The organism is Pseudomonas sp. G5(2012) (assembly GCF_000408945.1).
Lineage (GTDB): Bacteria > Pseudomonadota > Gammaproteobacteria > Pseudomonadales > Pseudomonadaceae > Aquipseudomonas > Aquipseudomonas umsongensis.
This window is the reverse complement of sequence record NZ_APIO01000085.1, coordinates 1-2975: the sequence shown is the minus strand read 5'-3', so window position 1 is coordinate 2975 and position 2975 is coordinate 1. Positions and strand designations below refer to the sequence as shown.

Sequence of the window (2975 nt, the reverse complement as noted above, 5' to 3'; positions counted from 1 at the left end):
GCAAGGCAACACTGTCGCCTAACCCCTTCGCTTCACCGCGCCAACAAAAAGCCCGGCCTGATCAGCCGGGCTTTTTCATGCCTGTTAAAACTCGAAAGTCATACAGCGTGTGGACGTTCGCCAATATCTTCAGCCTGCCCGCGCCATGCAGCGCTTGTAACGCTCATCGACGCGCTTGGCAAACCAGGCAGTGGTGAGCTTGCGGGTGATTTTCGGGCTTTGCAGCACGATGCCCGGCAGTACCGCGCGCGGCAGGGAACGACCTTCGGCCTGTTCAGCCAAGGCGAAAACCCGCTGATAGAGCTCGCTGTCCTCGAACGCCAGCGTGTTGCCCTCCTCCAGTTGATCCCTGATCGTCGGATTGCGCATGCCCAACTGCTTGCCCAAGGTGCGCACCGCCAGCTCCGTGGTGCCAGGCATGATCGAACCGTAGCGGACCAGGTCGCCATCCAGCGCGAGCGGGATGCCCGAGGCCCGGCTCACGGCGTTCTGGAAGCCAGCATTGCGACTGGCGTACCAACCGGCATTGAAATCGGCGAAGCGGTACAACGGCTGCTTGTAGCTCGCCGGATAACCGAGCAGATGCGCGATGCCGAAGTACATGCCGCCACGGCGGGTAAAGACTTCACGCCGTATCGAGCCTTCCACCGGATACGGATAGCTTTTGGCCTGCTGTTCGGCAAAGTCGATGCTGACCTGCATCGGCCCGCCGGTGTGCACCGGGTTGAAGCCTGCGAACAGGGTCTTGCCCATGGGCACCATGCCAATGAAGTCATCGAAAATCGCGCTCAGTTCCTTTTCGCTGCGGGCGGCGTTCAGCCGGTCGCTGTAGGTTTTGCCGTTGGGCGAACTCACCCGAAGTGCACCGCTGACCAACAGTTGCGGGATATGCGCCTTGGCCGCCCGGCGATCGATCTCATCCCGGGCGATCTTGCCCAGCCCCGGCACGCCGGGATCCACCTGGAAAGTCGACTCCTGCTCGGTGACCGCCAGCACCGAACAGAGGTTTTGCGTGGTCGGTGCGATGTTCTGCGCAGCAAACGCGGCGTAGATGTCCGTGGCCCACCCTTGGCGATCGACGGTTTTGGCCGGCAGCAAGCGCACGATTTGCGCCTTGACCTCGGCGGGCTTGCGCGCCGCGGTTTCCTGGGGTCGCTGACTGCTGCAACCGGCCACCACCAGTAACGCGGTGATGCTCATGATCAATCGATGGGCTTGCATGTTGCTCCAGGGCGTTCGTTGAACCGGGTTAACCATACGATCAATGCATGGCGCAGGCTATGACCGTGGCGCGAACCCGGCTGTTCCTCAGGTGCCGATGAAAAACGCTGGCCGCTGCGCAAGGCTGGACCATACTTGCAGCACACGGCAAGAGGACGGGGTCATGCAGCGTAGCGATGTGTTGATCATCGGCGCCGGCCCGACGGGGCTGGTGCTGGCGCTATGGCTGAGCAAACTGGGGGTTCGCGTGCGGATCGTCGACAAGACTTCTGCACCGGGCACCACTTCACGGGCACTGGCGGTGCAGGCGCGCACGCTGGAGCTGTATCGCCAGCTGGACCTGGCCGACGCCATCGTACGCGACGGTCATCAGGTCGCGGCCGCCAATTTCTGGGTAAAAGGCCAGCCCGTGGCGCGCCTGCCGTTGAACCGCGTCGGTGAAGGCCTGACGCCCTACGCCTTCCTCGAAATATTCCCGCAGGACGAACACGAACGGCTGCTGATCGATCGCCTGCAAACCTTCGGCATCACGGTGGAACGCAACACCGAGCTCGAAGGTTTCGAGCAAACCGATGACGGCATCAGCGCCACGCTGCGCTTGCCCGACGGCCAACAGGAAACCTGCCAGGCCTGCTACCTGGCCGGTTGCGACGGCGCCCGTTCGATCGTTCGCAAGACCCTGGACACCGGTTTTCCAGGCGGCACCTACCAGCAGGTTTTCTACGTCGCCGACGTGCACGCCAGCGGCCCGGCGTTCAATGGCGAACTGCATGTGGACCTGGATGAGGCGGATTTCCTCGCGGTATTCCCACTGGCTGGCAGCGGCCGGGCACGCTTGATCGGCACCGTGCGCGACGAACGCGCCGAACAGGCGCAAACCCTGCAATTTGACGACGTGAGCAGTCGGGCCATCGAGCATATGCAGGTCAAGGTCGAACAACTGAACTGGTTCTCGACCTACCGCGTGCATCATCGGGTGGCGGATCACTTTCGCAGCGCACGCGCCTTCCTGTTGGGCGATGCCGCCCACGTGCACAGCCCCGCGGGAGGCCAGGGCATGAACACCGGGATTGGCGATGCCATCAACCTGGCCTGGAAACTCGCGGCGGTACTGAGCGGTGGCGCCGAGGCGAAATTGCTCGACTCCTACGAAACCGAGCGCATCGCCTTCGCCCGCAAGCTGGTGGCCACCACCGACCGGGTGTTCACGTTCGTTACCGCCGAGGGGCCCATGGCGGATGTGTTGCGCACGCGGCTGGCGCCCTTGCTGATTCCGAAAATGGCCTCGTTCGAAACCACCCGCGAATTCCTGTTCCGCACCGTGTCGCAAATCACCCTGAACTATCGCGCCATGCCCTTGAGCACAGGCGTTGCCGGGCAGGTGCATGGTGGCGACCGCCTGCCCTGGGCGCACGACGGTGAAGGTGACAATTTTGAATCGCTCAAATGCCCGACCTGGCAGGTGCATGTGTATGGCGACACCAGCGACGAGATGATCGCCTGGTGCCACGAGCACCATCTGCCGCTGCATGTGTTCAGCTGGCGCCCGGCATTCGAAACGGCCGGCCTTGGGCGCAACGGGTTCTACCTGCTACGGCCGGATACATACGTGGCGATTGCCGAAACCTGTTCGGACCCGAAGGTGATCGAACGGTATTTTCGCGACCGCGGGATCCGACCGTACTTTGGTGCGCCCTGATTTTAGGTTGGGGTATTTGGATTGGGTGTATATCCGTTGCTGCGGTAACGGCCAC

The 2975-nt window shown here is 62.6% G+C and carries 2 protein-coding genes; one reads left to right on the top strand and one right to left on the bottom strand.

The genetic code is table 11. The annotated features are described in order from the left end of the window. Positions 1 to 129: 129 nt before the first annotated feature. Positions 130 to 1221, bottom strand: coding sequence for a DUF1615 domain-containing protein (locus PG5_RS23345; protein WP_020799598.1), 1092 nt, complete (start codon positions 1219 to 1221; stop codon positions 130 to 132). Positions 1222 to 1264: 43 nt separating this feature from the next. On the opposite strand from PG5_RS23345, the gene PG5_RS23340 reads away from it, so the two are divergent. Continuing rightward, entirely contained in the window at positions 1265 to 2920 is a 1656-nt protein-coding gene (locus PG5_RS23340) for an FAD-dependent oxidoreductase (protein ID WP_331717103.1), read from the top strand. Positions 2921 to 2975: the final 55 nt, after the last annotated feature.